Genomic DNA, 23,913 nt, shown 5'->3' on the forward strand with positions numbered 1-23,913 from the left:
GCGGCCAGAGACAATTTTGCCCGGGGCAGTAGAGACGAGTCTTAATTGAGGTGCCTTATGGCAAGACTTGAAAAGATTGCTTTGCGCATGTATCGCCTAAGTGAACCGGAGGCGAAGAAACGGTGGGACAAAGCTAGCTCGGAAAGTAATGGCGTGCTTCCTCAAATATTCTGGAAAGGGGGATCCAGCTGGGACGAAGTTAACGTTTGGGCATTTAGCAAGCGTCAAGCCGGAATAAAGACAGAAAGGCTGATGAGTTTGATGAAGGGATTGCATAGGTACGCAATCTACTTAGAGGAAAGTCAACTCGATTGGCGACATTTTCCCCGAAGGCGAGATGAGCAGGTATTGCGAAGATTCCGCGGCTACCTAATCGGCACAATTCACGAAGGGGTGTATACGTCGAGCACCGTTAGAGCGACGATGAACTCAGTCGTGGATTTCTACAGGTTCGCGCTCACCCATAATCTGGTAGGTGTTCAAGGTCCGTTATGGGCCGACAAAAGACGTGTGGTGTCCTTAGTGGACACAACTGGCTTTCAGCGAAGCATGGTTCGTCACGGAACGGATCTTGCAATTCCCAACGCCAAGCGAATCGGAATGTCTCTTGAAGACGGATTGATGCCTTTGAGCGAAAGCGATGCAAATGAGCTGATGGCGTTCAGTGCGGATAACTGCACCCACGAGCTGCATCTTATGCTTAGCATCGGGCTGCTTACTGGTGCGAGAGTTGGCACGATTGTGACATTGACAACTGCCAGCCTTGGAAGAGCAGTCCAGCACCCAAGAATAGAACATCTGCTGCTATTGGCCGTTGGCCCAGGAACTGGCATAGCGACCAAGTTCGACGTTCAAGGTGACCTTGAGATCCCGCTTGCCCTTTACGAAGATCTTAGGAGGTACCAGTTCTCGGCGAGACGTCTACTGCGGGAAGCGAAAGCCGCCCCTCAGGACAAGCAGCGGCTGTTTTTAACCAAAAATGGCTTGCCTTATACAGTACAAACGGTCGATGCGTTGGTAAGTGAAATGCGCAGTTCGGCTCGCGGCAGAACCATCGGATGGATGAAACGATTTAAGTTTCATCAAACGAGGGCAACGTTCGGCACATCCAGGGTAAAGATCCTCTTGGACTTGGGATTATCACCAAGTGAGGCAGTAAGCTTAGTGCGGGATTCTATGCATCATCTCAATGAAAAAACTACCTTCGCTTATATCACTTTCGTGAAAAACTGTGCGGCCAAAGAGAAGCTTGCGACGGAGTTTTATGAAAAGATGATGGGAACGAGGTCTCGGGATTGGGAGTCGATACGTGTCTGATCCGCTTCCTCTCTTTAACTTTCCGACTGCGAAATTATCACCGAAATCAACGCCCTGGACTCTCAGGCCGATGCTCTATAGGGGCGGAGCTCGGCAAGAATTGAGAAAGTCGCTGGCGGATATTAAGGCAGGCAGGTTGCCTGGGCCGCTCTTAAACCGATTGGTAGTTGTCGAGCGTATCCACGAGTGCCTGAATGCCGACCTCGTGGCTGGATACTCTCTGGAAACCATACGGGATCGCTTAGGAAAACTCCGTCAGTTTTATGGCTTTGCAGATGAGCACGAGTTGGACGCTTCGCTGGAGTCGATAGTGCAAGATTATTGTCTTTGGGCGGACAGCTTGGTTTTGAGAACGCAGATAAAGAATTCAGTAGATTTTCCTGATAAGAGCAATTTCACAAGGTTGAAAGCCAATTCGGCTTACGGTACCGCCAAAACCGTCGGCGAAATACTGGATAAGGCGCTCGACAGGCGTGTAAGTGTTTTAGAGTTGACTCGAATTCGAGATCCTAGACGAAAACTTACGGTGGGCGGCTCCGCGTCAGACAAGCTTGATCAAGGACAGCTTTTTGACTTCGGTAAATTTCTATCAAAAATTTGTAAAGCTATTGATGCTCCGTTCGTGCGCGAACTGCCGGCAAAAGAAATTATGGCGGAGAACGGCGCGGCGCTTCATATTGGGAAATGGAGTACGCGGGAATCCGGCAGGGTAATTGTTCTTTGTGATGGTAAGCGTGCGACATGCGTCAGTTTGCGAGTTGAAGCGGAGCTTCATTTGTTTATATCGCAGACGTCTATGAACGAAAGCGTGGCGGTCCGCTTGAAGGTCTCAAGACTTCGCTACGAAAGCCATGCAAGGGGATATAGCGTCTCGGAAAGAAAATCCCGACGAAAGGGGGATGTTAGCTTCACGATATATTCGGAGTATCGTCAGCACCTAGAAGGCTATCTCACCTGGCGGAACGAATTTTTCCCCGGTGATCCCCGGCTGTTTCCCTTGTCGTCGAGCAATGTAGATTTGGCGAACTCTCGCGTAATGCATAGAATTCGCCGAATCTGTAAAGGTCTTGGTATTCCTTATATATCTGCACGCAAGCTTAGAGGAGCGAAAGTAAATTTTCTAATGGCGTCTAGCGTAAGACTCGATGATCGAACCGTGACGGAGATCATGCAACATTCGGAACAAACGCTATTTCGGAATTATCACCGCCCAAGTTCGGCAAGGGCCACAGTCGAGATTGCGAGGTTCTGGAAAAACGGACCTGTGAGACCAGCAAATTCACTTGCGCCCGGCGCTTGCAGTGAGAAACCCTCGCCAGTGGATTCGATTCCGACGCTAGTGCCCACGCCAGACTGCAAACGAACTTCCGGATGTCTGTGGTGCGAAAGCCATCGTGATATTGATGATTTTGACTATGTATGGTCTTTGGCTACATTCGGCAGACTTAAGCAGTTTGAGTTTAGCGTGTCGGGCCATATATGGTCAGACGAAAGTCCAACACTGGTTCAGCTTGCGATTATAAAAATCAGAGCGAAGTTGCATTGGATTAGGCAGTCGTCAACCGAACGTATGGGCTGGGTAGAAGAAGCCGACGAGCGTATCGCCGAGGGCAACTGGCATCCTCACTGGTCCGCTGTTATGAAAAGTGTTGAGGGGCGACTATGGTCCTGATTGTCCCAGAGCTCGCACTCTCTGCCTCGTCCGTCCCTATTGCAACGGACCACCCTTGCTATAGGCCTCCTAGCTGGCCTCCACCCGTCGACTGGAGTGTCAGCACTAAGAACGATGGAAGCATCGCGTCAAGATGGGGAGACGCCGTTTGGGACTTCACTTACTGGGCAGGCCACAGCGTAAAGTTCCATTTTCAACGGAAACGTCTCGATTCGCGGAACGATTATATTCTTCGTATGATTGCTACGTGGACTATCTGGTGGCCAAGATCGCCTAAGGGCTGGCTCACACTGAAGGCGAGGTTTACTCGATTTCGACGGCTGGTGGAGATCTGTGATGAGGAAAATATCCTAGCAAGTGATCTTGGGAGAGATCGAACGATACTTAAGCGAGTAAGTGACAAGTTGGGAAAGTATCTGAAAAGCGAACTTATTCTTGACCTTGATCGGTTGCTGCACGCGAAGGAAAGTTTGGGATTCTCGCTGCTAGATGAAAGCGCAATTCGCATACTGGCAAAATCAGTCAGCCATGAAACTGGATCTAATCAGACTCCTTATATTCCGTCGCGTATCTGGAGCTACCAGTTGTTTAGAATTCATGAGTGCCTTGAAGACTATTGGGCCAACAGGGAAAGTATCGAAGACTGCTTTAGGTATTGTGTTAATGCATACGCCGCGAAAGCCGGTGGCTTGTCTAATTGGTATAAGGATAAGCGCTCTCATAAGAGAATCGATCCGCCATTCGCGAACAGGACAGGTAACAAAAAAACAGGAAAATGTGGATCGCTTACATTTGATGATGTGGTGACCCAGTTTGGTCTGGCAGACCTTTTTGAAAAATGGGTCAATAGAAGCTCTGTGGAGAAAGGGTGGTCAGTAAAATCCCTTACCTCCTATCTCGGAATGGTCCAATTCGTCGGGCTAATCTACGTCATTAACTTCACCTTCATGCGTAAGGATGAGTGTAATAGTCTGAGATGCGACTGTCTGAGGTGGGTTGAAACAGAGTTTGGGCTTGTTCCCGTCATTCACGGGGAAACAACTAAGACAGATCCTGATAGCGATGCAAGATGGGTAACTTGCGAGGATATAGAGGTAGCGCTCGAGCCCTTAATATCGATAGCCCGACTTCGGATGGCCTGTGCGGTTGAATCCGGGATAACTAACTGTTCAGCGGAGGATGTTAAAAATCCGCGACTGAGGACGGGAGCCTATGAGCCCTGGATGCAGACAACGGAAGAGCGATTGGAGTATTCCGTTGCTACCAACATACCGAATTATCTGTCGGCGTATAAGAAGTATGAGAAATTGTTCGACCTGAATCAGTTGAGAATTACGGAAGACGACTTGCAGATGGCGCTATTGTTTTCGCCCTACCTTCTCAACGATCCTCGGTATGCCGTAGGCGAGATTTGGCCACTAGCACATCATCAGTTGCGCAGAACCGGGGCGGTGAATATGCATGCTTCTGGTGTAAGTGATGCATCCATTCAACTTCAGTTGAAACACCTGAATCGCATGCAGACTGCTTACTATGGAAGAAATTTCACTCGATTGAACCTCTCGCAAGACACTGAGGCAATGATCGTGCAGACTCGATACGACGTAGTCGCGCGCGAGTTAGAACGTCTGGCGAGTGAAAGGTACGTTTCCCCGCGGGGGCAGTCCAGGAAAGAGGAGATTGTGAGTTTCGTTTCCCGGACAGATTTCAGGACGCTTACCAAGGCGGCTCAGTGTGGCGATGTCTCCTTTCGCGCGACACGTCTTGGTGGCTGTGCGCGTTTGGGTCATTGCGACTACGGCGGCATTGAGGCTATAGCGCGCTGTTCTGGTGGGGACGGGGGTGCTCCGTGCGCTGATGCGTTGTTCGATCGGACATTGGAGCAAACGGTCCGCAAGTCACTTTCGAGCATCGAAAGCCAGCTAGCGGCGGAGGTGGCGGGCTCGGTTAGAGAGCGGGCGTTAGCTCAGGAAGCACTGGGATTAAGGAATTATCTTGAAGTTATCCGACAGCGTTAGCGCAGAAGCGAAATTTCGGGCCGCTTTCGACCGCCTGAAGAACTCGGTGCCGCAAGTTTTAAGCGCTGGAACCCCGGTGTCTCAGAATAATGTCGCAAAGGAGGCCGGAGTAGACCCCTCGGCGTTGAGGAAATCTAGGTTTTCCTCTCTGATAAGTGAAATTCAGGCGTACGTTGAGATTCAGAAGAGGGAGAGTGTGGAGAAAGCCAAATCGAAAGCAGTTCGCGCGCAGAGGCGTTTAGACTTGAAGTCGAAACTGGAGCAAGTTACCAAGCAGCGAGACGATGCCCAGTCTCAGCTAGTTCAATTGCAGTTTATGGTTATCGATCTGTCACAGCGGAACGCAAAGCTCGAAAGCGAGGTTGAGTCGTTGCGCCCACCCGTGACCATGCTTCGACGTTGAGCAGACTGCATGTGCCGTGATCGTCCGCTGCCCGGATCGACGCGGACTAGTTAGGTGCCAAGCCACGTGACGAACAGTCGCGACGCCGCGTAGGTCGGTGAAGCGTGAAGCCTCGTGATGTGGAGCGCCGATATCCAACGACGGTTTGCGTCGACGGTATGAAGTTGGGAGCCCCGCCGGCACCGCGCTTTCCCCGGTTTGACGCCGACGACCTGTCCTTCACGACTGCACTCCATTCGCGCGGTTCGTCGAGAGCCCACGGCTCCTATACCGTCAGTACAGGCGAGGTCGAGCAAATGATGAGCCGTTTACTACCCCGCGTCATTGCCACATAGAGATTCTGAGCGTTCATAGTCTCCGGGGCAGTGATAACTGCTACGTCCGCCTCTAGGCCCTTCAATAACAACGTACTTCCCACAGATTTCGCTCGCAACGCGCGCGGCATGTGTCTGAAGCGCTCTCGTTCGCGCAGTGCAGCAGTGGGAAAATCTACTGTATCGGACACCGTCCGCAGTGCTTTCGAACACAAGCGCGCGACGTCAGGGCGAAAAGCGAAAACACCTGATATTCTCTGGAGGGCGTCCAGCATGTCCGCGGCACTTCGATACGACGGGCTTCGAAGATAGGCAAGTGCGGAAGCTTCGATGCTGCTCGCACCAGTCTTTGCTCTTCCTGCGTGCAAGGAACGAGCCCGCGCAATTAACCGCTTTGGCGATAGCCCGGATAGCAGGTTGCCGAAAAAGTTCACTGCGTCGTCCAACGACGTCGCGGTAGCTGGGTTAAAGGCAGCGGCAAACTTCATAAAGTCTGCCATGTCATTGGCTTCAACCATGGTGGCGCGGGCTCGGCGAGCAGTGTCCCATTGCGTCTCTTTATTTTTCGCGTCGGCAATTATCAACGCAGTGCCGGCAAAATTGCGCTTTGCAGCGGCCAGTCGCGTCTCGTTTTTTTGAGCTCCTGTACCGTCAAGTCGAACCCATTCGACAGCGCCGGGAGCATTCGTCAAGTCAATCGAACCGTTCTGGCGACTCAATGACGGTCGAACGACGTTGAGCAGCCAATCCCCAAGCTCGTGCGAATTTGCGTTTTTCCATCGCCAAGGCGCGGGCGTCCATACCAGTGGAGGGAAGGCGACAATTACCTCACGGTGCCAATCGACCACAGGTGCGGCGAAGTCAAAGATGACTTGTAGAGGATCTCCGAGAACTACTGTAGGTAGTAGGTCGGCGAGCGCGACAACCATTTGATGTTGCAGAGCGCCGCAATCCTGGTACTCGTCAACAATGATGCGCGAGTATGTCGCCAACAGAATTGCATTGGCATGGCCGGCGGTGAGAATACGCAACGCTCCCTGCCTTATCGCCGCGTAGCTCGCGCTGCTTCCTCGCATCGAAAGAACCGCTGATGAAAGCCCTGAGCGCTGAGGAAAGCATTGGACTAAGTGAATGGCCCAGCTATCAATCGTAGCTACGCGAGCCGCGTTGGCCCCTTTCCCGCTTGGGTGCCTGAGACGCTGCTCCAGTGCGGCTCTGCCTGCATTGGTGTGTGTCAGTATAAGCGCTGGTTTGCCATCGTTATTCTGCGAAATCGCAGAGCAGATTAGCTGCGTCTTGCCGCACCCCGCAGGGGCACTGAGACTTCCGCGACGATGCGCTAGGATATCCAATCGCGTATCAGACATCTGAGCGGTAGAACAATTCGACGATTGGTTGCTTGAGCGCAGGTTCTGCGTCTTTTAACCACGGGCCGAGCACTGCTTCTCCGACCCGCTCCATTTTGCTAATAGATTTGAACCACCCTTTCCGACCCGGTGCCGACTTGGAATCCCTTGTCGTCAGTTTGGCGGCTCTGCCCAAAATAGCGCGCTCGTCGTCCTCGTACGCCGCATCTCCATCGATGATGTCGAGAAACGTTTTCAAATTGAAGGCCTTTCTAGAGACCTCTTCCAGAGCGCCGTCGACTAGTTCCTCGGAGTTTAGATCGATGGCTAATCGAATCAGGTCGTCCACTCCATAGTCAGGAAGCCATTTGAACAAAGCCTCTTCAAGAGCAAGGGAATCCCCCCATGTGCAAACCTTCACGCCGACTGCTTCGGCGGCTTCTCGTGCGTGTTCAGGGATGGGAACATCAGCATCCAAAAATGCCTTGGTGTCGAACCCCCACTTTGCGAACACCTGAGCACGCTCTAAGATATGTTCCGGGCTTCTTCCTTGCGCGTCGACGAACGCTGTGGCAGCGGCATATGCGGAGGGCTTTCCTTTCGACACTCTATAGCGATCCAAGCCTCGCAAAAGTCCCACCTCGCTAGCCCCCTCGCACACGATCACGGTTCGCGCTAGAAACGCGTCTGGGTAAAGACGAGCGACGCCCTGAACCGCATTCTCGCTGCTTACCAGTTTCATTTCATGCTGTCCTCCGGCCCCTTTGCGCATGATGAAGAGCTGGGCGCCGCTGAGCTCTCGCACTACGACGGGCGAATGCGTAGTCATGAAGACTTGGAGGGATGGCTTCACGTCCTTTGAACCGAGAGAATGCAGTAGCCTGATCACTCGATGCGGTTCAAGACCATGCTCGACTTCGTCCACCAACAAGCAGCTCGCTGACGATGAAGCTTCCCGATGTAAGGCGGCTAGTAGCAACCGAGTCGAGCCCGTGCCAAGGTTCCGAAGAGGCACACCACTATCGGAGTGAAGCGCAATTGCTCCATCTGAAAACGACAGCGCTTCGACGTCCAGCAGAGCCTTGGCCCTCTCTCCGACTTCAACTCCCATTTCCTTTGCTTTCTTCGCGACCAGGTCAAGCATCTGACCGATGTTTGCTCCTGCCTTGTCGCCGAAAGCGCGCCGCGCTTCGCGCGCAGCCGCAACTAGGTCGCTGCCGATCGCGAGCCTTTCCGACAGTCGCACTAATACGGAACTTCTGGTCCACGAAAGATTGGTGCTTGAATGATTTCCTATCCGGTGCGGCGCGAGTTCGGTCCTTTCCTTCCATTGAAGTTGCCGCTGGTACTTTTCGGACTCCGTGCGCGTCGAATACAAAGATCGGCGGGGGTCTAGGTCACTATCGACGATCAACTGGAAAGTGAGAACGACCTCGAGGCCATCGCCTGGCTCATCCACGACTGTCCCAAGTTCCGCATCGAAGCCTCGGAGTACCTCGCCGTAGATATCGAAATCCATCAGAGTGTCGGGAAGTTCGCCGACAGTCACTCTGATAACAATTGGCTTCGAAGCGTCCACCTCAAAAAAATCGGCATCCGAAAATTCGATGTTGCGCCGAACTGTCATGCAGGCATCAACGGCGTCGATAACTGAGGTCTTTCCGCTGTCCCCTGGCCCGATTAGGCAATTTATCCCTTCGCTGGGAGCCCATTTCAGACCCTCTATTCCTCGAAAGTGCTGAATTTCGACATATCTGATTTTTGCCATATGTGCTCTTCGTGGAGAATAATACGGTATTGGAGCCAGCCATCCTACGCCGTTGGCCAGCCCATTCAGCTCCGCATATTGGCGCGAGCGCCTTGGAGGGGGCGTCGCATCCAATCACCTCATGATAAGGCGCCTCAGCAGTTTCGATGTTAGGATCAGAATAATATTACGTTGGCAGCTTGGCGGCTAAAATTGTCAATCGCGAGGATACCGTTGAATCGCATCTGCAACCTTGACCTTGACGTGAAGCCAAGCCCTGTTTTTTGCATCGTTAACGTCTTGCGCGTGAAGAAAAAATGGATCACACGATAGAGAATCTAGTGGCCCGGCATAGGCAGATCGAGAAGAAGCGCGATACGCTAGTAAAACAAGCAATTTCGCTTCAAGCTACATTAGAGAAAGAGTTCGGCGAAGATGTTATAGCGAACGGTAGCATTGTGACGTTCGAGCACGCCTCAGAAGGGGAAGTTTATGGCTACTTAACGTTCTCAAACGGAACTCTTATGGTGGCATATCGTACGTCAGATGACGACGTTGCGGATGCCATGGGCAGAGTTCCGGAGCAAGATCGTTCATATAGCATTAGGGAACTTTCTGCTTGCAAGCCAGCCTGGATCGAGTGCCTATTCGCCGAGGAGCCACTTGGCGCGCTGTTCGATGATTTAAGCCTGCGCCTTGATGCGCGACAGTCCATGGTCGACAGCTCGCTTCAAGCTCTCCGCGGTGTACTCGAAGCTACCTCCCAGCGACTCGAGAAGGATATGACCGAAACCCTTCATTCCCATGGGTGCAATGAATTAGTTCAGATTTGGCGAAAGACTCTCGATGCCACTCATATCGACTCTTCCGACGGCCTCACACGCAGCAGTAGCTTCCTTGAATCGGTCTGCGCGACAATACTTCGGGAGCGCGGAATATGCCTCCCCAGGGACAAATCAATATCGCCGCTGCTGGATGCCTGCATTACATGTTTAAACTTGCCGGACGATCAAACACTCGCCGACACCAGACAGTTTTTAGGGGGCATAAAATCGATCACCAATGGGATCGGCTCATTGCGCACCCACTTCGGCACAGCGCATGGGGCTTCTTCACACTTGCCCGCGCGCGATCCATCATTTGCGATTCTCGCAAAAAACTCAGCGGCTGCAATAGCAATTTTTTTGCTCACTCGCCATATGGAAGATGTAGCCTTGAAACGAACCGAAAGCGACAAAGTAGTGTGACGCGCCTTCGCCGCAGGACTGAGCGAGGTTCTTCGCATTTTATCTTCGGTGCAGCCGGCAGTGATGGCTCCACGTCTCTCGATAACGCGCAGCCGGCCGCACGAGCGATCCCCGCCAACGCGGCACGCCCTGGTTGAGCCAGTCTTTAACTTTGCAAAGGGCAGATGAACTTAATACGACGCGTGTACGACAAGGTGCTGGACGTGTTGGAGCCGGCAGACGAGCCGACGATTCTCCCGAGCGGCTCAATTCGCAAAATACCTACAGAACTTCTGAGCCGCATCTGTAGCGCTAAGCTCGCTGAACAATGTCGCCTCCTCGATATCCCATTCTTGGAGGTGACCTTGGATCGCCTAAGCTATGCACAGCCATCGCTCAACGGCAAGGTGAGCGCGGAACTCGCGGCCTTTACCTACTTCCAAGCGCAGGGATACCAGGGCAGCTACCGGGAAGGCCACGCGATCTTAAATTTGATGCGGTGCGCCTGCCTGGATTTCTTACGCCAGCGCACACCCTTCGGCGATCCCGTAGACGCAAGTCGGCATTATTTTGAAGCGCAGTGCACCAGCCTTCAAATGCACAGCGAGAAGATCGTGCATGAGATTGCTTCAGCTACCCACCGCAGTGTATCTAGCAACCTCCGTAGTTTTCTGAGGCACAACGTCGAGGAGAGCTTATATCCAACGATGGATCATGCAGCAATGGTTGCATTGTGGGACGCGCTCGGAGCACAGAAAGTGGCGGAAATTGCATCCATCTTTGTCCAGGATCCGTATGGATTTCGAGCTGGCTGGCCGGATTTGACAATTACGCGTGATGGCAAGGTGCTTTTTATTGAAATTATAACAACCGACAAACTTCACAAATCGCAGGTGCGAACTATCTATGAGTTGATCAAGCCCGCCGATCTAGATATTCGCGTTCTTCGTGTTAAGTATGCCAAAGCATCCTGCTGATGCATCGTTTTGAGCCGTATGGCCATTCCCTGGGCGATGAGCGGAAAAATTCCACGCCTATGACTTCTTTCGAGTTGGCTAGGCGTGTGCGGGAAACGTCAGGAGTGACATAGAGGCCTGTCGCAGCGATCTCGCAACCCATCACGCACGGCGCCTTTCAGCAGAATTGCCAAATACAAATTTGCCAGACGAGAGTTTGATCATTTCGCCGCGCTGCATGCAAAAAAAAAGCCAGACTATCCCGTCAATCATGGCTCGTTTGAGGACAGCATATTGCCGATCGTGGACAGCGGCCAGGCTGAACTGGTGGACATGCAGCACATGGTGCAATGTGATCTCGAAGATGGCGCTTGGATGGAGCCTGCCCCAGGTCATGCGCCGGGGCAGGTCACCATAAGCGTCAAGGCTGATGGACGGGAAGCCATCATGTCGGGTGACGTGTTGCATCACTCGATCCTATTCCTCGAGCCTGGCTTGGTGAATCTGAGCGACTGGAATCCGGAGATGACAGCCGCTACCCGAGCGCGACTGTTAGCACGGTGCGCAGACAACTCGAGCCTGCTTCTCACGATGCACTGCCCCCTGCCGCAGGGACGGTGACCCGGCAAGGAAATGGCTATCGATTTGAGTTTTTGAAAGCGTAACGGAGCCCCTGAGACTTTTCCCTGTGAATTCGCAGGGGCAAGATCAAGAGAGTTCGATCCGTAGAAACTTACTTTGGTATCTCCCAAGAATTTACTTTGGTATTGTCGGGGACGCCTGCGGCAAGTCGTTGATAGCGCGAGGCTTTTCCATTGTTTCAAGTAGTCGACATCCCGACTTCGCTTGCGAAGGGGCCACGGTGGCTCCTTCGTTCAGCACCCTCGGCTAGGGTCGCTTTTCCCATGACGAGATTCCTCCGGCCTCGAGCCCGAGTCGTGCACTTGGTTTGCCGGCTGGTCACGCCGAGGCACGAAATCGGGCGGCACACCATGATTATCGAACCAGCTATCCCAGGACTCGCCAGCAGGCGCTGCACTACCACCTAAATTGATCCGGTGCCTCAGCTCTCGGAGGGTGTTTTCTAGCTCCCGGTCGGACGTAACGTAGGGGGGGTCAAAGCAAGTGACCTTCACCCATTGTTCGCGCTGCCCTCCGTGTACGTAGCCCTCGAAGTCATCCACGAGAAGACAGTCCTCAACAGCGGCACCGATAATTTGAGCCAGGTCCTTCGTTTTCCCGGTCCAATCGACAACTTCAAGTTCGGCAAACCAGTCTGGCGCTGCGGCTTCGGAAACGAGCAAGTGCGCTATTGCGCGAAAGCGGGCTTCGTTCACGGTCGTGTACATGACAATGCGCGGAAAGAGCGCGCGACAGTTGATCAAGAAGCTCGAAAGGCCCGGACGTGGGATTTGGCTGATCGCATTCGAGATCAAGGTCCCTTCTAAATCGAGGGCGAGGACAGAAATTTGAGGCATTAGCATCGATGCAGCTAGAGAGCCGGCCACAGTCTCGCTCGGACGCGCGGTGCATGAAAAGCGGTCCAACGCTGGATGACACATCAGGCGGCATGTGTTGAAGGGAAGACGAACCCATAAGGGAGCGATTCAGTGGAGATGCAATGGACGCCGGGCTCCGCCACGCCGTTTGCATGAGGCTTCAAATGTGCTCTACCCACTTTCATTCATCGCGGACTCAGGTCCAATCTCCAAGATCAGTAATTGACTCTTCCATGCCGTCGCGTGCCGCGATAGCCAGGAGCTCGGTGTGCATCTGGCCAGCACAGAAAAGCAGGGTCAACACCGAGTGCCAGTAAGCGGCGCCTAAGTCCCCATCCTGCTGGGCAAGCTCGCCGAGCACTCGCTTTGCCACAGAGAGATCCACCGGTTCGCTGGGAAATGGGTACTCACGCACTTGTCGATCACGACTTGTCATCGAGCGCGTTTCCCTTCGACGCCTGGTGCAGCAGCCAGGCTCGAATCGACGCCTCGCCCTTGGTCCTTCCTGTGGCGCTGTTTCCGGCCATGAAGCACGTATAGCCATGCGCCAGCTCCGTGAAGGTTGCCTGGTGTTCCTGAGCGAAGTCCGCTCCTAGAAGCTCCAAGACCTTGTTTGCCTCTAGGACGCGGACGTTTGCTGGCCGCTCGTCAACCACGTACGTCTCAGAGCCATCGACATACGTCAGACCCGAGGGACCAAGGCGCAGCGCCGCGACCCCGTCGGCTTGGAGCATCGCCTGGATAAGTCCCACCCCGGAAAGCCCGGCAGGATCTGAAACCTGCTTTCCCCATGAGAATCCAGTCTCGCTGAGCGCCGGAGTTGGGGGATTTTTCGGCCCCATAAGTGCGTCCAGGGCCCGACTCATGCTATGCCTAACCACGTGTAGTTCCGTCCACAGTTGATTCCCCGATATACCACTAAGAATAGTCGATTTTGGACTATTCGAAAATGAACTTCAACCTTTGTGCCAGTCAACAGCACTGGCACACACATGGACAAGTCGATCTACACCTACAACTACGGGCAAATGTTGAAACTTCTCATCGCCGCAAGGGACAGCGTCAAGATGACACAGGAAGATCTCGCGGCGGCGCTTGAGGAGACGCAATCGTTCGTCAGCAAGTGCGAGAGAGGCCAGAGGCGGTTAGACGTCGTTGAATTGAGGATGTGGTGCAGTGCCTTAAACGTTTCGTATACCAAATTTATGCGCGATTTGGACGACCTCTCGATACCGAGGGCAGCTGGCACGTCTTCGCGTCCTCAAAAGGAGCGAAAATAGGCGGGCTCGCCCTGGACCGATCGCTGTCCCCCCGGGGCCGACTACAGAGGCCCCGAAGGTGCAAGTTTTGGGGCTCAGAACGAAATACACGAGGAACTGTTATGACCTCAAAGGCCATCAAGGAGAATCCTTTCCTTCTCACAATTGAACGCATTGTCGCGCTTCATCCCAAGATGAGCGAAACGGAAAAGCAGGCGCTTGCCGAATGGGAAAGGACCAATCTTGGGGATGGCGTTACAGGTACAACCGACTGGCCTGGATGGCGGGGAGTAATAGCGCGACTGTCGCACTGAAGGACCTAAGCATTCCAGCTGCCGGCGAACGAGGCCAAACACAAACCTCTCTTAATCTCCTAGCATGATCAAAAATGCCGCAGAACTACTCGAATCCTTTGTCTTGGCGGAGAGAGCGAAGGTCGAGGTGATCGACATGCCACACATGCCCACTCTTGGGAATGCTTACGAGGCTATTGCTAATGCGGGTATCGAACGAGAGTTTGTTCTGCCGCCAAAGCTGGATCTACGTGTAGTTTCCGGTTTCATTGATGGGATACCTAACCAGATAGACGGCATGCTCGTTCGCGGTGAAGGTCAGCAATACGGGCTGACCGACCAATTCATCTATCCAATCGAGCAGGTCTTATGTGTCCTAGAAGTGAAGAAGACTCTTAGAAAAGGAGATTTAGCAGACGGAATCGCACATTTGGCCTCAGTTCAAAAGCTGTTTGTTAAAAACTTCATTGCGCGGCTTGAGGCTGGTGAAGTGTTCGACTTCGAGGCGGCAAGGTCTTCGTATGAGAAATTGACAGGACGATCAGGACCGCGCTCAGCTACGGAGCTAGATGGTCTTCCGCCCTCCGACCGGCTGTTGTTCATAACGCTGGCACGCCAACTCTACGCACCGGTGACCGTGCTGCTCGGCTTTGACGGTTATTCCACTGAACGTGGGTTGAGAGAAGCGATTCTGGACGTGGTTGAATCGCACGTCGGAGGTAATAGTGTCGCGGCACCCGAGCTCTTACCCTCTTTGATCACGGCGGGTCAGTTCAGCGTGGTGAAGTGCACCGGCCGTCCATATCTTGTTGCTCGAGCCACTGGAGATTGGGTGCTTCTGGCATCAGCGACGCTCAATGTCGCTAGAATTTTGCTCGAATTTCTTTGGACAAAGATTTCACGCTGTTGCGAAGTGCGCATGCCTTTTGGGCCTGATCTTGATCATGAGAATCTCAAAGAGCTGCTCATCGCAAGAGGCGCGTCCATGGGAGGGGCCGCCGGGTTTGAATTGTGGGCCAAATCTTACTCGACGAGACAACTGGAACGTCCTGCTGTGAAACGCTGGGAACCATCGAAGCTTAGTCCCGCGGCCATAGCTGTTGCAGAGTTTGCCGGTTCAAGGGGCGAGCTCGAACTGGATGACTCCCTCGCTGAATACATCGCCCAGGAGCATTCCGAGCGCGTAGACGCAGTTGTTGCGGAACTCCTCCGGACGGGCGCCTTTCGCAGGCAGGGAGACATTCTTCAGTTGGTATCTCACCACGCGTTGATCGCTTCCTTCCCTGATGGAGCGGGCTACCTCGACGTGCATAGTGAACGTCTGAGGCTCTGGTGCGACGAACAACGTCTCAAACCCTATTACATGACAATTGTCAACATCGGGTAGCGGAAAAGTATCCACGAGAGGGCGCAATTGGAGCTGACTCACATTTTAATAACCGTATTTATTTGTCACTTTACTTGGGGCACCTTAGAATCGTGTCAAATCTTTCGGTGCGGACGGCCTGCGCGACTCCCTCATCACATTGAGAAATGCAAAAGAATTCTAAATCCATACCGTTTCACGTCCTCTCTCGGAACGCAAAAATTCCAGCGGATGCCAAAGGATGGTCGGCGTACTTAGAGACCGACTATTGGGATGATTGGGGAAAGTACCGGACGCAGTTCTACCTGACTGTTGTGGACACAAGTGGGAAAAAGCACGGGATTGGGCAAGTTAAGATCGGCTCGCGCGGATTGAAGCCTCACTCTGGCGTAGGCGACATACCTTCCGGGCACCGTTATCCGGCCCTCGACACAAAGTTCACTGAGCTCGACAGTCCCTATTTTTCGGTGGGTCAGGATGAAGAGTACTACTCGAACCTTGATGCTCTCGGAGACCCAATTCGAGAGCAAGTCCTCGTCGCCTTAAAAGACGTCGCGTGGGATGCCGCTTTGTGGAAGTGGGCAAAGGACGAATACGTCACGGAAGAGTCATTGCTCCGTTCCGTGACGCGCAGCACGGTCGAAGGTCAGTTCCGAAGAATGGCGCGGGGCGATGCCCGTGTTACGCGTTACGAGTTTTCTTACTCTCCGCCAAAGCGGCTCGGCGACGGAGCCCCGCCGTTCGAACTCGAATTTAGCGTTGACCCAGAATCACGGATTCCGACCAATGTCCATATTCTCATAGGGAGAAACGGTGTCGGGAAAACTCGTCTGCTTTCCCTTATGACCAAGGCGCTAGTTGCGAAGGATGCGTCCGCTAAGCAGTCAGGGAAATTCCAACTTAGTGAGCAAGGAAAAAATAACGGCAAGTTCGCGAACGTAGTTGCAGTTTCTTTCAGCGCCTTTGATGAGGCTGACTTGCTACCGGACCGGGACTCCGCCCCTGATGCTCTCGGGTTCTCGTACATTGGGCTTCGGGGATGGGCTAGCGACTCGCCTACAGCATCGATCAAGCCTAAATCTCCTCAGATGCTCGCCACGGAATTCGTAAATAGTCTGAAGGAATGCCGTATTGGACCTAGGCGCAGGAGGTGGACTGAAGTGATCGGCACACTTCAGTCCGACCCGGTATTTAAGGCCGCTCAGCTCGCTGAAGTGATTGAGGCAGATCTATCCAAAAAGGAAGAGCTGGAGGGTGTCCTAAAAACATTTAAAGCGCTGAGTTCTGGACATAAAATCGTGCTTCTCACCCTGACGCGACTTGTCGAAAAGGTTGAAGAAAGAACGCTGGTCCTCATTGACGAACCGGAAGGGCATCTTCACCCTCCGTTGCTATCCGCCATGACCCGCGCGATTTCCGAACTGTTAGTAAGGCGGAATGGCGTTGCTGTCATCGCCACACACTCTCCGATCATCCTCCAGGAAGTGCCGCAATCCTGCGTTTGGATCATCAATCGCATACTAACCGCGTCCAAGGCCGAGCGCCCGACTATTGAGACGTTTGGCGAGAGCATTGGGATCCTCAGCAGGGAGGTTTTCCAGCTCGAGCTATCGCAGTCTGGCTATCACCAAATTCTGGACGATGTCCGACGCGAGGCCTCGTCCTACGAGGACGCCATGGAGCTAATGGGACACCAATTGGGTGCCGAGGGCAAGGCTGTCCTCCGAGCGATGTATGTGAATGACGAAGACTGATCATGAGGTACTTATCGCTTCCCAAAGATGATAGAGCCGATACATACGTAGCGCGGGACGTATTCGATACCTGCGTCGCAATGGTGAAGAACCCGGAGCTGAGAGCCAGCCTCGAGGCCATCAGTAGCGACATCGGGAAAGCGTCTGAAGACTACGACTTGGCAGCGGCTGCTAAGTCTCTCTACTTGACTCCTCTTACCACCAAGGTGCGCACGGTCGTGGCGGAAGAGTTGATTAAGGTTTACACGCTGCGGATGGTCCCCAAGAAGGCCAAGGGGCGGTCAGTTTATGACCAAATCATGTCTGTACCGGTGAACGGGCGGTGCCCGTTTTGCGGCATCGGGACTGTGAACACGCTTGACCACTATCTCCCAAAGACGCATTTCCCTGCGCTTTCGGTTACGCCGCATAACTTGGTGCCAGCGTGTACGTGGTGCCAAGGCGAGAAGATGGAGTACTACCCGACGAAAGCTGGTGAACAATTGCTACACCCCTATTTCGACGACTTCGATCAGGACGTTTGGCTTGCCGCTGAGGTTGTCGTCGGGTCCCCAGCAGCATTCCGCTACCGAGCTTCTCCTCCTGCTAATTGGACACTGGATGAAAAGGCTCGAGTGGCGTCCCACCTAAAAGAACTGAAGCTTGGCAGCCTGTTTGGGTCGAATGCAGGCAGCCGACTTGCTGAGATTCGAGGACGATTGGCGAAACTGCACAACGCTGGTGGAGCTGATGCTGTACGCGCGCACTTGAGGGAGGAGCTCGATAGCGTTGAGGCAGATCAGAAGAATTCGTGGGTAGCCGCCATGTATCGGGGAGCCGTCGCTAGCGATTGGTTCTGTGACGGCGGCTTTCTCTAATTACGACGTCGCGGCTAAGTGCGGGCCGGTAGCCAGGCCCAGAACGACATCGCCACCAGCGCGAACGCAAGGGCAGACGATGCATGGAGCGCGCGATGACCACGCCTAGAGATACAGCCAAATACATGGAATTCATTGCCACCGTTTTGTACTGATGCCTCAACGGCTTGTTTGCTGGAAGTTCTTGACGGCTCGTGAATCGCGTTTTGTTATGGGACGATAGCGAGCTTCTTATATCGGCATAGCCTGTGCTACCTGGGGATCTATCCGCGCGGCGCGCAGGAAGTTCGCCTTCAGCACGTGGAGCGTGCGATTCAGCGCACATTCCCCCTGTGGTCTAAAACGCGCCGGAAAATCGTTTCTCAAGGACAAACTTGCACGAGGCTGTTTCGTCTATTTAACTTGGTCGACGCGTGGTAATTGGCTGTGCTCAATCAGCGGAAAGCGCCTTAGCGTCTCCGGGTAGAGGATGGTCGCTCTCACGGCTCGACAGTGATTAGTGGTTACAATCGGTTGTGAAGCAGTGATTGTTTTCGGCCGTACCTCCGCGTGACCACCGACGTTACCCAAACCTGCCGTCCGCTTCTGTGATGACAACATCAAAGAAAACGCCCGCTATTAAGAAGCTAAATCGTGTTGCTGTGAGGCACGGAGCGGTGCCTCCGTCCGTTCAGGTTCAACATTTCAATGAGGATCAATGGGAAGAATTTATCGAGGAGGCATGCCGGCATAGGCCAAGTGGAGAACATATCTATTGCTTCGTCAAAAAGCTGGGTGGCTCTGGTGACGGTGGCCGCGACGTCGAGGCCCGGCTTGTCGAACAGCAAATGGCGGGCCGATGGGATTTGTACCAAGCCAAGCATTACGCGAGTGGAATAACACCTTCTGTTTTTTTTCCAGAGCTTGGTAAATTTTTTCGCAACCTCTTGGCTGGCGTGTACAAGCCGCCTCGGAACTACTATCTCTGCGCACCTAAGAATGCAGGGAATGATCTCCATAATCTGTTTGCCGACCCAGCTACGTTCAAGGAGACATTCCTTGACGCATGGGAAAAGGGTAATACTGGCTTCAAGAACAAGACAAGCTTGCTCACCGATGACTTGAAGCGGCTGATCGATGCATTCGACTTCTCGCGCATCCGTGAGTGCTTAGTGCGAGACCTAATCGAATGGCACTCTAAAAACAAGAAGCGCCATTACGCTTTGTTCGGCATAGAGGCTGAGAGGGGTGATGATCCACTGACTCCCCATACCCCAGATGGGTCGGAGATGATCTACGTTTCCGAGCTCTTGCGTGTGTACGAAGAGCATCAGGGAACGCCGGTGAGCCTTGCGGATGTTCTCGCATCTGATAGGTACTTAGAGCACTTCAGTGATCAACGTTCGTACTTCTACTGCGCCGAAGGACTCAAGCAGTTCAGCCGAGATATCTATGGTGAAGATGAGTTCGCTGCATTTCTGACGCTTGTTCAAGCGGGTATTCGGCCATGGCTAAACAGCCTGAAAACCAAGACCGGTCTTGAGCGGCTGGAAGATGTGCTGCAAGGAGTGAACACACTGAAGCTGAGCGATAGCGTGCTTGCCAAAAGACTGCGACCGAACGACTTGCCGGGCTCTTGCCACCATCTGGCTAACGATAAAAAGGTCAAGTGGGTCAAATGAAAAGGAAATCTTCCCCTGTTTTCAACACACCATTTGAACTGGGGCTTCGAATGGTGTACCTACTTCAAGCGTTGTTCCCCCGTGGGGCAGACTTGCAGAAGCTCGTATTACTGGACTATGCCGTGGTCTACTCCGCCGATCTTGAGGGACCTACGAGTCTGCATACGCCAGTGCCCTACAGAGGGGGCGAGTTGATGAGTCGGCGAGAGCTGATCGAGCAAGGGCTTCATCTAATGAGCACCCGTGCGCTTGTTACTGCTAGCTGGGGGGCTGAGGGAATCACATACTTTGCGGGCGAAAACTCTCGAGCTTTAACGGGCGGGCTTGGCTCACCATATCTGCGAAAGCTTGATATGAGATGCGTGTGGGTTGCAAGCCACTTCGGAGACATGGATTCGTTGACGCTCACCGAGGAGTTCTCAGCTAGCGGTCATCTATGGGGAGCAGAGGTCGAGACGCAATCCTATGGTCAGGGGCAATTATGGGAATAGTGTTAGTAAAGCTCTGGGCTACAGGCCCAAACCTGCCGGATGCCGAGGTCAATTTTGATTCTAAGCGGCAACTGATACTTGGTCCCAGCGACACAGGTAAGTCTTATATTCGTGAGTGTTTGTGGTACATGGTGGGCGGCGACAAACCGCCGAAGTGGTTCCCGCTTGCACAGGGCTATGACGAGCTCCACCTAAGGTTTGCCTCTGATGGTCAGGATTACGAGATACTCCGTGGCATCAAAGGAGGCTTGCCGACCATATTTCGTCGCAACCAGGATGCTGAGGGCGATGATTCGCTTGAGCCCGTTGACCAAAAGTTGGGGGAATTTCTGGTTGAGTTAGCCGGTGCTAGCGGACGGGTGATCCTACATTCGGCAAGTAAGAAGGGCCGTGTGACTGGCGACGACCTACGCCATTGGGCGCTAGTGTCGCAGACCTCGATTATGGGCGAGGGCCATACCGCGGGGACAAACTATGCTCAAGTACCTCAGCGCATAGCATCATTTAATCTGTTCCTAACAGGACAAGACGATGCTGCCATAACGATCAAAAAGTCAAATTCTGAGGTTGATCGCATCAGAGGTCAGTTGACTTCCGCTGAGGAGTCGCTGAGTCGGGTCAAGGCAGATATTGACTCAGACGTCCTTCGCGAGGACGTCGAGAAGGCACTGGCGAGTGTCGATAAAAATCTAAATGAACTGAATCTTCAGTATGAGGCCAGGGCATCAAAGCTCCGGTCGGTCAGGAAGGAGATCGCGCACGCTGCATCGGAACTAAGGAGTTGGACCGCTCGGCGCGACCAATCGGGCTCGATGATTTCTAGGTTTGAGATCTTAGAGCAGAAGTACAACAATGATTTGGAACGTTTAGGCGCGGCTGGAGAGGGCGTAGAGTTTTTTCTGGAGCTCTCTGAAATTCCATGTCCGCTATGTGGCACTCCCCCTCTTGCACAGGAACACGTTCCTGCACAGTTGGAAAAACCTGATAGCTATCGCAAAGCTATCGCCGCGGAAGCCGGGAAGATCTCCAATCTGCGGGCGGGATTGGTTTCTGCCCTGAAAACTGAGAGGGATCGCTTTCAGAGATTTCATGATCAAGTGATCCTAAAGCGAACCGATCTGGATCGCTTGGAGCAACGGGAGGCTGCGGCCTTGACCGGTGTTCGTATCGAGTTTTCGACCGATCCCAAAACCCTCGCGGAACGAAGAGGCGAATTGTCGGCCCAGCTTGGGACTCTTGATGAAATTGCGCGGCTCGAGGCGGAGATCACTCGTTTGAAGGGGCTAAAGGCCAGACCGAAAGTTACTGTGACTCGAGACGGGGGAACAGATGGAAGAGCTGTGGCCGACCGGTCAAAGGCCATGCTGGAGGCGTGGGGATTCAGTGACATCAAGAATATTGCTCTGGATGCAGCAGCGTGTGATTTAGTACTTAATGATCGGCCCAGGCTTAGCTACGGTGCGGGTAAGCGAGCGCTCTATCTTTCTGCGTTGACTATTGCTCTTATGGAACATGCGCTTCAAGAAGGGCATCCCCACCTAGGTGCCGTGGTAATCGACTCTCCGCTGAGGGCGTACGGCGATCCTAAGCTGGCTGATGAAGGAGAAGTTCCTGCCGCGACTGTGGGTGAGAAGTTCTATGGGTGGTTGGCGGCGTTCCAAGGTAAAGGTCAAATCATCGTGATGGAGAACACTAACGTTCCTGCAATCGTTGCGAAGTCCCTACCCACGGAGGAGTTTGTCGGGCTGGGAGGAGATGGTCGGATAGGGTTTTATCCTTACCGAGACCTCCCTGAAGGAGCGAGCGAGACGACTCCACTGGATTCCAATGATGAGGAGGCTTAGCCAACAGGGTCTCTTCTTATGCTGTGATGTGCGCCCAACAACCATCAGGTGTGGACACCGTTCGGTCGGAATAAGTTCTTCTAATTCAGTCGGTTAGGTCGTGTCCATACCCGTGTGACTTAGGGGTGTCTCGGCAACGTCTGACGGATTTTGCTGGATCTCGGTGGCGCTCAGTAGCGCTTGGTGGATAGGTTGACCCATTTAAAATCAATGGGTTGCGTAAACAATACGGTCTACTGAGCGTTCCTATTGTTCATCGAGGTCTGAAAAATTCGGGGGTAGCGTTGGGGGTACTCGTGTTCAACCGTGGGGGTACTGTTCCCCGCAGTGGAGTCCAACGATGCCCGAAAACCTACTCACCGACCTCAAGGTCAGGTCGGCCAAATCGACTGATCGAGATTGGAAACTTTCAGACGGCAGGGGCCTGTTCCTGCTGGTCAAGCCCACCGGCGGCAAGCTCTGGCGGTGGAAGTACCGCCTGCAAGGCAAGGAGAACCTCTTTGCCATTGGCGGCTTTCCTCAAGTAAGCCTTGCTGAGGCGCGTGCGGTTCGAGAGAAGGCCCGCGCCTTGGTCAAGCAAGGCATTCATCCTGCACATGAACGGCAGCAGGTCAAGCAGCGCAACCTCGAAGCGCTGGAGGAACGCAAGCGCGCCCGTGAAAGCTCGTTCGCCAAGGTGGCGCAGGCGTACCTGGCCGAGATCAAACCAGTCTTTGCGCTCAGTTCCTACCGGACGAAAGAATCGCGGATCAGGAAGTACCTGTCGCCCAAGTTTGATGGGATGCCGATGAGTGACATTGGCGTGAAGCAGATTCGCCCATTGCTGGAGGAGTGCAAGGCCCATGGTGCGTGGGCGGCCATCCATGTCAAAGGCGATCTTTCGGCAATCTTCGAGTTTGCGGTGGTGCGGGGGCTGGTCGAGGCAAATCCAATTCCCAGCCTGCGTGGGCTGCTGCGCGTGCCGTTCAGCGAGAGCAAGGCGGCGATGACGCGAGAGCAAATCCAGAAGTTCTATCAGGAGTTGCGCGGCTACCGGGGCTATCCGGAAACTTCGTTGTGCCTGCGGCTGATTGCGCTGACCGCCTGCCGTCCAGGGGAAGCGGCGGATGCCGAGTGGGATGAGTTCGACTTTGAGGATGCACTGTGGCGTCGGCCTGCGGCGAAGATGAAAGCGCGGCGCGACCATGTAAGCCCGTTGTCTGTGCAAGCCATAGCGGTGCTGAAAGACTTGCAGTACATCACGGGTGGTGGGCGCTATCTGTTTCCACACCGGAGCGGCAAGGGCTTCACCACTCCCAATCGGCTCACCTACGCGATGCGAGACATGAACCTGGGGCGGGGTACGACGCCGCATTGCGGGCGCACGACATTTTCTACCTGGGCCAATGAGAACGGATACCGGCCTGATGCAATTGAGCGGCAGCTTGCCCACGTGGAAAGCAACAAAGTGCGGGCGACGTACAACAAGGCGTTGTTGCTGGATCAGAGAAGGGCTTTGTTGCAGGACTGGGCGGACTATCTGGGTGCGGCGGAGGGCAGCGGCACGGCATAGGGGTGATTTGGCCGGTGGTTGCAGCAGCGACTGGGCAGGGGTGGCCTTTTTCCTTTTTCTGGGTAGGGCTGTTGCCCCTTGAATGCCATTCCTTTGCCATTTGCCTTTGGCCCAAGGCTGAACACTAAAAATGGGGTAAATAATGGAATAAATGGGGTAATTTCGAGCTGATTGCCTATTTTCTTCAGGTTCGAGTCACCCATTTCCCTCCCTGCGGCCATGCTCGATCCTCATGGCCAGCCCTGTGTTCAGGAAATGGGGTAGTCAAACACCATTAATGGGGTATTTTTGTAGAAAATACCCCATTTAAAGGATATGATTACCCCATTTAGATAGCC

The 23,913-nt window shown here is 53.6% G+C and carries 18 protein-coding genes; 14 read left to right on the plus strand and 4 right to left on the minus strand.

Annotated elements, in window-relative coordinates; translation table 11 throughout:
• The first annotated feature begins 57 nt into the window (after positions 1–57).
• From ACFWP0_RS07205 to ACFWP0_RS07220, 4 genes are all read left to right on the plus strand, one after another.
• Positions 58–1,317: a site-specific integrase gene (locus ACFWP0_RS07205; protein ID WP_377840803.1), complete on the plus strand. Its 1,260-nt coding sequence runs from the start codon at positions 58–60 to the stop codon at positions 1,315–1,317.
• A complete protein-coding gene (locus tag ACFWP0_RS07210; protein ID WP_377840804.1) occupies positions 1,310–2,989 on the plus strand; it encodes a hypothetical protein in 1,680 nt (559 codons plus the stop codon). The genes ACFWP0_RS07205 and ACFWP0_RS07210 overlap by 8 nt, the downstream gene beginning before the upstream one ends.
• Positions 2,990–3,393: 404 nt before the next feature.
• Complete coding sequence (locus ACFWP0_RS07215) at positions 3,394–5,007, plus strand: hypothetical protein (protein WP_377840806.1); 1,614 nt, start codon at positions 3,394–3,396, stop codon at positions 5,005–5,007.
• Positions 4,985–5,410 carry a hypothetical protein gene (locus ACFWP0_RS07220; RefSeq protein WP_377840807.1) on the plus strand — a complete coding sequence of 142 codons (426 nt, stop codon included), beginning with the start codon at positions 4,985–4,987 and terminating at the stop codon, positions 5,408–5,410. The genes ACFWP0_RS07215 and ACFWP0_RS07220 overlap by 23 nt, the downstream gene beginning before the upstream one ends.
• 265 nt (positions 5,411–5,675) lie before the next feature.
• Here the strand turns inward: ACFWP0_RS07220 and ACFWP0_RS07225 are convergent, their stop codons facing one another.
• Both ACFWP0_RS07225 and ACFWP0_RS07230 read right to left on the minus strand, forming a co-directional pair.
• Positions 5,676–7,091 carry a UvrD-helicase domain-containing protein gene (locus ACFWP0_RS07225; RefSeq protein ID WP_377840808.1) on the minus strand — a complete coding sequence of 472 codons (1,416 nt, stop codon included), beginning with the start codon at positions 7,089–7,091 and terminating at the stop codon, positions 5,676–5,678.
• The gene (locus ACFWP0_RS07230; RefSeq protein WP_377840810.1) at positions 7,084–8,838 is read right to left on the minus strand and encodes an ATP-dependent endonuclease; all 1,755 of its coding nucleotides are present in this window, start codon (positions 8,836–8,838) and stop codon (positions 7,084–7,086) included. Before ACFWP0_RS07230 ends, ACFWP0_RS07225 begins: the two co-directional genes overlap by 8 nt.
• 296 nt (positions 8,839–9,134) lie before the next feature.
• On the opposite strand from ACFWP0_RS07230, the gene ACFWP0_RS07235 reads away from it, so the two are divergent.
• Entirely contained in the window at positions 9,135–10,064 is a 930-nt protein-coding gene (locus ACFWP0_RS07235) for an abortive infection family protein (RefSeq protein ID WP_377840811.1), read from the plus strand.
• Positions 10,065–10,228: 164 nt separating this feature from the next.
• Positions 10,229–11,020 carry a VRR-NUC domain-containing protein gene (locus tag ACFWP0_RS07240; RefSeq protein WP_377840813.1) on the plus strand — a complete coding sequence of 264 codons (792 nt, stop codon included), beginning with the start codon at positions 10,229–10,231 and terminating at the stop codon, positions 11,018–11,020.
• Between the two features lie 141 nt (positions 11,021–11,161).
• On the opposite strand, the gene ACFWP0_RS07245 is transcribed toward ACFWP0_RS07240, so the two are convergent.
• The gene (locus ACFWP0_RS07245) at positions 11,162–11,467 is read right to left on the minus strand and encodes a hypothetical protein (RefSeq protein WP_377840814.1); all 306 of its coding nucleotides are present in this window, start codon (positions 11,465–11,467) and stop codon (positions 11,162–11,164) included.
• Positions 11,468–12,920: 1,453 nt separating this feature from the next.
• Positions 12,921–13,364, minus strand: a complete 444-nt coding sequence (locus ACFWP0_RS07250; RefSeq protein WP_377840815.1) for a hypothetical protein — start codon at positions 13,362–13,364, stop codon at positions 12,921–12,923.
• A 162-nt stretch (positions 13,365–13,526) separates the two neighbouring features.
• Here ACFWP0_RS07250 and ACFWP0_RS07255 point away from each other — a divergent pair, with 162 nt between their 5' ends.
• The 8 genes from ACFWP0_RS07255 to ACFWP0_RS07290 all read left to right on the plus strand — a co-directional run bounded on the left by ACFWP0_RS07255 (position 13,527) and on the right by ACFWP0_RS07290 (position 23,575).
• Complete coding sequence (locus tag ACFWP0_RS07255; RefSeq protein ID WP_377841183.1) at positions 13,527–13,778, plus strand: helix-turn-helix domain-containing protein; 252 nt, start codon at positions 13,527–13,529, stop codon at positions 13,776–13,778.
• Between the two features lie 357 nt (positions 13,779–14,135).
• A complete protein-coding gene (locus ACFWP0_RS07260; RefSeq protein WP_377840817.1) occupies positions 14,136–15,437 on the plus strand; it encodes a DUF6602 domain-containing protein in 1,302 nt (433 codons plus the stop codon).
• A 146-nt stretch (positions 15,438–15,583) separates the two neighbouring features.
• Positions 15,584–17,170: an AAA family ATPase gene (locus ACFWP0_RS07265; RefSeq protein WP_377840818.1), complete on the plus strand. Its 1,587-nt coding sequence runs from the start codon at positions 15,584–15,586 to the stop codon at positions 17,168–17,170.
• An 80-nt stretch (positions 17,171–17,250) separates the two neighbouring features.
• Positions 17,251–18,027: an HNH endonuclease gene (locus ACFWP0_RS07270; protein ID WP_377840820.1), complete on the plus strand. Its 777-nt coding sequence runs from the start codon at positions 17,251–17,253 to the stop codon at positions 18,025–18,027.
• Between the two features lie 590 nt (positions 18,028–18,617).
• Complete coding sequence (locus tag ACFWP0_RS07275; protein WP_377840822.1) at positions 18,618–19,688, plus strand: ABC-three component system protein; 1,071 nt, start codon at positions 18,618–18,620, stop codon at positions 19,686–19,688.
• Positions 19,685–20,179, plus strand: a complete 495-nt coding sequence (locus ACFWP0_RS07280) for an ABC-three component system middle component 2 (protein WP_377840823.1) — start codon at positions 19,685–19,687, stop codon at positions 20,177–20,179. Before ACFWP0_RS07275 ends, ACFWP0_RS07280 begins: the two co-directional genes overlap by 4 nt.
• Positions 20,170–22,023: a hypothetical protein gene (locus tag ACFWP0_RS07285; RefSeq protein ID WP_377840824.1), complete on the plus strand. Its 1,854-nt coding sequence runs from the start codon at positions 20,170–20,172 to the stop codon at positions 22,021–22,023. Before ACFWP0_RS07280 ends, ACFWP0_RS07285 begins: the two co-directional genes overlap by 10 nt.
• A 340-nt stretch (positions 22,024–22,363) precedes the next feature.
• A complete protein-coding gene (locus ACFWP0_RS07290; RefSeq protein WP_377840825.1) occupies positions 22,364–23,575 on the plus strand; it encodes a tyrosine-type recombinase/integrase in 1,212 nt (403 codons plus the stop codon).
• The last annotated feature ends 338 nt before the right edge of the window (positions 23,576–23,913 follow it).

This window comes from Achromobacter sp. NPDC058515 (assembly GCF_042721735.1).
Taxonomy (GTDB): domain Bacteria; phylum Pseudomonadota; class Gammaproteobacteria; order Burkholderiales; family Burkholderiaceae_B; genus Achromobacter.